Source organism: Rhizobium sp. PEPV16 (assembly GCF_008919455.1).
GTDB classification, from domain to species: Bacteria; Pseudomonadota; Alphaproteobacteria; order Rhizobiales; family Rhizobiaceae; genus Rhizobium; species Rhizobium leguminosarum_Q.
Genome location: NZ_VSZV01000273.1, coordinates 14,698 through 21,512, shown reverse-complemented (window position 1 = coordinate 21,512; position 6,815 = coordinate 14,698). Strand labels below are relative to the sequence as shown.

7 protein-coding genes and 1 pseudogene are annotated in these 6,815 nt (G+C 62.5%); 7 read left to right on the top strand and 1 reads right to left on the bottom strand.

What is annotated here, in order from left to right:
• Nucleotides 1-407, bottom strand: a 407-nt coding sequence (locus FY112_RS12015) for a cyclic nucleotide-binding domain-containing protein (protein ID WP_151518471.1), incomplete at its 3' end; no start/stop codon positions are given.
• Between the two features lie 439 nt (nucleotides 408-846).
• Here FY112_RS12015 and FY112_RS12010 point away from each other — a divergent pair.
• The 7 genes and pseudogenes from FY112_RS12010 to FY112_RS11980 all read left to right on the top strand — a co-directional run.
• The gene (locus FY112_RS12010; RefSeq protein WP_003540486.1) at nucleotides 847-1,125 is read left to right on the top strand and encodes an acyl carrier protein; all 279 of its coding nucleotides are present in this window, start codon (nucleotides 847-849) and stop codon (nucleotides 1,123-1,125) included.
• Between the two features lie 203 nt (nucleotides 1,126-1,328).
• On the top strand, nucleotides 1,329-1,811 hold the full coding sequence (locus FY112_RS12005) for a 3-hydroxyacyl-ACP dehydratase FabZ family protein (RefSeq protein WP_003540474.1): 483 nt from the start codon (nucleotides 1,329-1,331) through the stop codon (nucleotides 1,809-1,811).
• Entirely contained in the window at nucleotides 1,808-3,013 is a 1,206-nt protein-coding gene (locus tag FY112_RS12000; RefSeq protein ID WP_131718611.1) for a beta-ketoacyl-ACP synthase, read from the top strand. Before FY112_RS12005 ends, FY112_RS12000 begins: the two co-directional genes overlap by 4 nt.
• Nucleotides 3,014-3,025: 12 nt before the next feature.
• Complete coding sequence (locus FY112_RS11995; protein ID WP_017960826.1) at nucleotides 3,026-4,312, top strand: beta-ketoacyl-ACP synthase; 1,287 nt, start codon at nucleotides 3,026-3,028, stop codon at nucleotides 4,310-4,312.
• A 56-nt stretch (nucleotides 4,313-4,368) separates the two neighbouring features.
• Nucleotides 4,369-5,397, top strand: coding sequence for a zinc-binding dehydrogenase (locus FY112_RS11990; protein ID WP_131718610.1), 1,029 nt, complete (start codon nucleotides 4,369-4,371; stop codon nucleotides 5,395-5,397).
• A gap of 4 nt (nucleotides 5,398-5,401) precedes the next feature.
• Entirely contained in the window at nucleotides 5,402-6,337 is a 936-nt protein-coding gene (locus tag FY112_RS11985; RefSeq protein WP_017960824.1) for a lipid A biosynthesis lauroyl acyltransferase, read from the top strand.
• Nucleotides 6,338-6,542: 205 nt separating this feature from the next.
• Nucleotides 6,543-6,815 (top strand): annotated as a pseudogene (locus tag FY112_RS11980) (diguanylate cyclase); the annotation flags it as partial.

The following is a 6,815-nucleotide window of genomic DNA, read 5'->3' as shown; positions in this document are numbered from 1 at the left end:
CTGCGCTGCAGTTCCGGCGTCTCCGATATCATGCGGTCGAGCAGGTTGCGCGGGAAGACGCAGATTTCGGAATCGGTCGCAGCCTCGGCCGACAGCGTGCTTTCGCGCACGAAGGGCCTGCCGACGAAATCGGGGGCGAATTGCAGGCCGACGATCTGCTGGCGCCCGTCCGGCATCACCTTGCAGAGTTTCACTACCCCGCGCATGATGTTCGAATAGAAGGAACTTTCCGCGCCTTGAGCGATGATCTCGCTGCCGGCATCGACCTTGCGGCGCAGCGAGTGGCGGCCGAGTTCGCGGAGCTGGCTGCTCGACAGCGCGCCGCAGACCACACCGTGCCGCGCCTGGCAGGAACGGCAGGCGACGAGAGTGCCGGCGTCGGAAACCTCACTGCGTGCGACGTCCATGTCCTGATCCCTTCGAAATCCGCGTGTGCCGGGTGTCGCTGCGCATGCCGGGCATGCTGGGCATACCCTAGACGATTACGCCGCGATTGCGGGTTCGGCTATCCCGATTTCTTCCAGCGCGGCTTGATGATTATCAATTTCGCCGGGACCGCGATTTGATCCAGATCAAAGTTTGCGTGCCATGGCTGTTGTTGGAATCCAGCGTCGACACGAGGCCGTCCGCGGGTTTGATTCGGATGGCTTCTTCGCCCCGCCGACAGGGCTGGCTTTCTAAAGTGGCATCGCCTCGCGCCTTGCGCGACGGCAAAGGCCGGCATTCCATTGCTGTTTAGGCAACACCCAGCTGCCAAATTGCCGCAACGCCGGGACGAAAGCATTGGCTTTTGAAATGGATTTGCCTATGAGGGGATTTAAATCGTCATTTCATGAGGTACAGCGCGTGACCGCTACATTCGATAAAGTTGCCGACATTATTGCAGAAACCAGCGAGATCGACCGCGCGACGATCACGCCGGAGAGCCATACGATCGACGACCTCGGTATCGACAGCCTCGATTTCCTCGACATCGTCTTTGCGATCGACAAGGAATTCGGCATCAAGATCCCGCTCGAAAAGTGGACGCAGGAAGTCAACGAAGGCAAGGTTTCCACCGAAGAATACTTCGTGCTGAAGAACCTCTGCGCCAAGATCGACGAGCTCAAAGCAGCCAAGGCCTGAGCGATATAACAGTCTTTTTTGAACGCCCTGCCGCCCTGAATATGGCGGCCGGGCGGTTTCGTTCCTAATTAGTGCATGCCGCCCAAAAGTGCGCAGCGGTTTTGGGATAACGGCATGCATAAAACAAAGACCTAAAGTGCGAACCAGACGCGCTTTAGGCGTCACCGGCGGGCGGATCTGGCCTGTCGGGCCGGAGGATCCGAATGCTGCTGGAATATTTCCAGATGATTGACCGCGTCGAAGCGGTCGACCTGAAGAAGGGTACGCTTAAGGCGCGATCCGTCGTGCCGGCCAAGAGCCCCGTCTTCGAGGGTCATTTTCCCGGCATGCCGCTCGTTCCCGGCGTGCTCCTGATCGAGACCATGGCCCAGGCCTCCGGCATGCTGGTGCTTGCCGTCACCAATTTTGCCGCCATGCCCTTCCTGATGACGGTCGACGGCGCCAAGATGCGCACCTTCGTCGAACCGGAAGCCGTGCTCGACATCGAGGCGGTGCTGGAGCATGACGGTTCGGGTTTCGCGGTCACCAAGGCTAAAATCACCAGCGGCGGCAAGAAGGTCTGCGATGCGCAGCTGAAACTGCGCACCATGCCGTTTTCCGAGGTGCCGCTCGGCGATATCGTGAAGAAACGTGCCGGCGAGATCGGGCTTCTCGAAGCGATCGCGGCGCAGGGAGTGATTGGATGAGCAAGGCTGCAAACGACGTCGTCATCTCGGGCATCGGCATCGTCACCTGTCAGGGCGTCGGCAAGGACGCGCATATCGCGCTGCTTTCGGCCGCGAGCACCCCGAAGGCGATCATCGAGACCGAGAAGTTCAAGCCCTATCCGGTGCATCCGCTGCCCGAGATCGACTGGTCGCAGCAGATCGCCAAGCGCGGCGATCAGCGCCAGATGGAGAACTGGCAGCGCATCGGCGTCTTCGCCGCCGGCCTTGCGCTCGATGACGCCGGTTTCAAGGATGATATCGAAGCCTGCGGCACGATGGACATGATCGTGGCGGCCGGCGGCGGCGAACGCGACATCAATGTTGACACACTGATCGTCGACGAAGCGCTGAAGCGCAATGAGCGCGAGTTGCTGCTCAACGAGAAGCTGACGACCGAGCTGAGGCCGACACTGTTCCTCGCCCAGCTTTCCAATCTGCTCGCCGGCAATATCTCGATCGTGCACAAGGTCACCGGCTCTTCGCGCACCTTCATGGGCGAGGAAGCGGCCGGCATTTCCGCCGTCGAGACCGCCTTCTACCGCATCAAATCAGGCGAATCCTCGCATGCACTTGTTGGAGGCGCCTTCGCGGCTGAGCGGCCTGATATGATCCTGCTCACCGAGGCGATCGGCGCCCATGCGCGCGGCGACTGGGTGCCGCTCTGGTCGCGCAAGCCGAGCGACGGCGGCGGCATGATCACTGGTTCGGCAGGCGCCTTCCTGGTGCTCGAATCGCGCAAACATGCTGAAGCCCGCGGCGCCCATATCTATGCTGTCATCGACGCGGTCGAGGGCGACCGCGGCAACCGCAATTCCGGCAATCTCGAAGTTCGGCTGGAGCGGCTTTTGGCACCGGCTGCCGGGCTTGCCACTGAGAGCACGGCGATCTTTTCCGGATCGACCGGCATGCACGATCTTGCCGCCCGCGAGCGGGCCGTGCTCGAACATCAATTGCCCGACGTTGCGATCCGCGGCTTCGGCGGCGTCACCGGCCATACGATCGAGACGCAGTTCACGCTGGGTCTGGCGCTTGCAGCCCTTGCCGTCGACGGCAAGGCCAAGGTTCCGCCCTTCGATGCCGCCCATGAGGCGCCGATGCGGGCAGGGGCCGCGGCCGCCGTCGTGACCACGGTCGGACACCAGCGCGGCGAGGGCGTTGCCGTTCTTTCCGCAGATGCGTGAGGAGTGAGAGATATGACAGCTTCCGCTTATAGAGATCACCTCGGCCGTCCGATCGTGGCTGTTACCGGCATGGGCATCATCACCTCGCTCGGTCAGGGCCTCAGCGATAACTGGGCAGCGCTTTCGTCAGGCACGTCGGGCATCCATGAGATCAACCGCTTTCCGACCGAGGGCCTGTCGACGCGGATCGCCGGCACCGTCGATTTTATCGGCATCCCGGTGCCGAACGCCGTCGAGCGCTCCTATGCCTTCGCCCGCGAAACGACGATCGAGGCGCTTGCCGATGCCGGCCTTTCCGGCGATTTCAACGGCCCGCTGTTTCTCGCCGCCCCGCCGATCGAGCCGGAGTGGAGCGCGCGTTTCGAGCTTGCGGACCGTTCGCCGGCTTCCGACCATCCAGGGGATGCTTATGAGCGCTTCCTGACGGCGCTGCGCCAGCGTCCGGATCCGGCCTTCCATGAGGCCGCCCTGTTCGGCGCGATTTCCGAACGCCTTGCCGACCGGTTCGGCACCCGCGGCCTTCCCGTTACGCTGTCGACCGCCTGCGCCTCCGGCGTCACGGCGATCCAGCTCGGCATCGAGGCGATCCGCCAAGGCCGTACGGATCGCGCGCTGACGGTTGCGACCGACGGATCGCTGAGTGCCGAAGCGTTGATCCGCTTCTCGTTGCTGTCAGCCCTTTCGACACAGAACGATCCGCCGACCAAGGCTTCCAAGCCGTTCAGCAAGGATCGTGACGGCTTCGTCATCGCTGAGGGTGCGGCGACGCTGGTGCTGGAATCGCTGGAATCAGCGGTTGCCCGCGGCGCCAAGGTGCTCGGCATCATGAAGGGCGCCGGCGACAAGGCCGATAGCTTCCACCGCACCCGGTCGTCGCCCGATGGCGGCCCGGCAATTGCGACGATCCGCGCGGCCCTTGCCGATGCCGGCATCGACGAGAGCGGCATCGGCTACATCAATGCGCACGGCACCTCGACGCCGGAGAACGACAAGATGGAGTATGGCGCGATGTCGGCCGTGTTCGGCGAGCGGCTCGTCGGCATTCCGGTTTCGTCGAACAAGTCGATGATCGGCCATACGCTGACGGCGGCGGGCGCCGTCGAGGCGGTGTTCTCGTTGCAGACGATGTTGACCGGCACTTTGCCGCCGACCATCAACTACAACAACCCCGATCCGTCGATCGTTCTCGATGTCGTGCCGAACAAGAAGCGGGCAGCACAGGTTTCGGCCGTGCTTTCCAACTCGTTCGGCTTCGGCGGGCAGAATGCCAGCCTTGTCATGGCGCTCGAACCGGCTTAAGCGGTTCGCGACAATTTCAAAACAAGAAGACCGTCTTGAAGGCGAGGGATTTTGCCATGCGCGCTTTGCAACTGATCGACGACCGCAAGCTTGAGATCACCGACCTGCCGCAACCGGACGCTCCTGGTGCCGGCGAGGTGACGCTGCGCGTCAAGGCGGTGGCGCTCAACCATATCGACGTCTGGGGCTGGCGCGGCATGGCATTCGCCAAGCGCAAGATGCCGCTGGTCATCGGTGCGGAAGCTTCTGGCGTCGTCGAGGCGATCGGGCCGGGCGTCGCCAACGTGCTGCCGGGCCAGCTCGTCTCCATCTACGGCGCGCGCACCTGCGGCCTCTGCCGCCCCTGCCGCGAAGGCCGCGACAATCTCTGCGAACATGTCTCCGGCGTGCACGGCTTCCATCTCGACGGCTTCGCACAGGAGAAGGTCAATCTGCCGGCGCGCCTGCTGGTGCCGGCCCCACCCGGCGTCGACGCGATCGGCGCGGCGCTTGCTCCTGTCACCTTCGGCACGGTCGAGCACATGCTGTTCGACAATGCCAAGCTTGAGCCGGGCGAGACGATCCTTGTCCATGCCGGCGGCTCCGGCATCGGCACGGCGGCGATCCAGCTCGCCAAGAAGATCGGCTGCACCGTCATCACCACGGTCGGTTCGGACGACAAGATCGAAAAGGCCAAGGCACTCGGCGCCGATCACGTCATCAACTACCGCACCGACCGTTTCGAAGGCGTGGTGCGCAAGCTCACCAAGAAGAGGGGCGTCGACGTCGTCTTCGAACATGTCGGCAAGGACACCTGGGCAGGCTCGATGCTCTGCATGAAGCGCGGCGGGCGGCTCGTCACCTGCGGCTCGACCTCGGGTGTTTCGACAGAGATGAACCTGATGATGCTGTTCCAGCAGCAGCTGAAGCTCTTCGGCTCCTTCGGGTGTCGCATGGAGAACATGGCGGATGCGATGCAGAAGATGGGCCGCGGGCTCGTCCATCCCGTCATCGATACCGAGGTCAGCTTCAGCGATATCGACCGGGCGCTGGAGCGGATGGAATCGCGCCAGATCTTCGGCAAGATCATCCTGAAGATGGATTGACCGCGTGAAGCTGTTCATCACCCGGATCGTTCTGGCGCTGAGGAATTTCCAGCAATGGCTGGTGGCTCAGGTGATGTTCGGCTTCCTGAATTTCCTGAAGCTGTTTCCGGCCGACGGCGCCATCCGCTTCGCCGACAGGATGATGCGCCGGCTCGGCCGGCTGACCAGCCGCCACAGACTGATGCTGACCAATCTGCGCAATGCCTTCCCTGAGAAGAGCGAGGCCGAGATCGAGGAGATCGCGCTCGCCAGCTGGGGCAATATGGGCCGGCTTGCTGCGGAATACGTCTTTCTCGACCAGCTGTTCGACTATGATCCCGAAAAGTCGGAGCCGGGCAGGGTGGAAGTGTCGGGCGTCCCGATCTTCCTCGACCTGCGCGACAATCCGCGCCCCTTCATCGTCTTTACCGGCCATACCGCCAATTTCGAGCTGCTGCCGGTGGCGGGTGCCGCCTTCGGGCTCAACGTCACCGTGCTCTTTCGGCCGCCGAATAATCCTTATGTCGCCAAGAAGGTGTTCGACTTCCGAAGCGCCCGCATGGGCAAGCTGGTGCCCTCGCATGCAGGCTCGTCCTTCGCGCTCGCCCGTCAGCTGGAAGCAGGCCAGGGGGTGGGCGTGCTGGTCGACCAGAAATTCCGCAAGGGGCTGAAGGGCACCTTCTTCGGGCGCGATGTCAAGACCAATCCGCTGCTGCCGAAGCTGGTGCGCCAGTTCGACTGCGAAGTCTATCCGGCCCGCTGCATCCGGCTGCCGGGAAATCGCTACCGGCTGGAAATCGAGCCGCGGCTGGACATGCCGCGCGACGCCAAGGGCAATCTCGATCTGCCTGCCGCCTCCCAGCTGCTCAACGACAAGGTGGAAAGCTGGGTACGGGAATATCCGGAGCAGTGGCTCTGGTATCACGACCGCTGGCAGATCAAGCAGACGCTCGCGCCTTAGAATAGGATGCTCCAAACGAATAGCGGAGCATGATGTCGCCCGAAAACCGCTCACACTTTTCGGCATCATACTCTAAAAAAGGTCCACCCCCATTTATCAGCGGTGAAAAGCGGCAGGTGCTCCCGGATTGAAACTGAGGGCACTTCATGTTACCCGTCACCACCAAGACGCGAATAATGTCTACCGGAAGGCGCATTTTTGGGAAGTGCAGCCATGTGAGGTTTCGGACTCGTCTCTTGGGACAATGGGAGTGGGAGGCGTCTTGCTGGAGCTTTTTCGAGCTTTTTCCTTGCGTTGCGTGCAAATCGAGGAAGCCATACGCCTGGGCGACGACCAGCGCGTCACGGCGCTCGACCGTCATGTCGAGCCGCTGGTCGAGGCAATCCTCGCCTGCCGGGCAGCCAATCTACTCGAAGTCTACATGCAGCTGCAGTTTGTGAGCCACCTGATCAGCCAGGATGCCGACGACAGCGCCAGC

What these genes read in the sequence shown, in the direction of transcription:
- FY112_RS12005 (WP_003540474.1), top strand. Translation starts at nt 1,329, where the DNA reads ATGCTGCTGGAATATTTCCAGATGATTGACCGCGTCGAAGCGGTCGAC.
- FY112_RS12000 (WP_131718611.1), top strand. Translation starts at nt 1,808, where the DNA reads ATGAGCAAGGCTGCAAACGACGTCGTCATCTCGGGCATCGGCATCGTC.
- FY112_RS11995 (WP_017960826.1), top strand. Translation starts at nt 3,026, where the DNA reads ATGACAGCTTCCGCTTATAGAGATCACCTCGGCCGTCCGATCGTGGCT.
- FY112_RS11990 (WP_131718610.1), top strand. Translation starts at nt 4,369, where the DNA reads ATGCGCGCTTTGCAACTGATCGACGACCGCAAGCTTGAGATCACCGAC.